Annotated in this window: 1 protein-coding gene; it reads right to left on the reverse strand. The window is 43.8% G+C overall.

Features of this window, described 5'->3' with window-relative positions; translation table 11 throughout:
• Window positions 1–504: c-type cytochrome biogenesis protein CcmI (gene ccmI / locus R8O11_RS31655; protein WP_318195442.1), on the reverse strand; the 504-nt coding region annotated here is incomplete at both ends.

Genomic DNA, 504 nt, shown 5'->3' on the forward strand with positions numbered 1-504 from the left:
CGCTAATGCAATACGACCGCGTAGCAACCAACCGGTTGAATCTTCTGGTTGATAATGCAGGCGCGTGCGCAGTGCCAACGTTAAATCAGCCATTTCATCATCGCTCAGAGGTTCAGAAGACGACGACATCAGCTTCTTAGAAAGCTCTGGCAAGTTAGACGTAACCTCTTGCCATTTCACAACATCTTGAGATGCGCCAAACTTGTAATAAAGCCCGTAACTTAATGCAACCGTAAGAATCACAGAAGGAATAAGCACTGCCATCGGCGAGACTTTGGTTTCCTGACTCATTTTCTGTGCAGGAATATCATCCAAAAGTGACTGCTTAAGATCAGAAATCAGATCTTCTTGACTCTCGACAAGACCTTCTTCTGTTTCTTCTTGAAGCTCAGAAAGACGATCTTTATAAAAAGCTTTGTTCAACTCATCACGTAAGATGTCGTCGTTGTTTGCTTTCTGCTTCAAAAGAGGCAGCGCAACTAACGCACAAGCAATCAACGTAAG

The organism is Vibrio sp. 1288 (assembly GCF_033344475.1).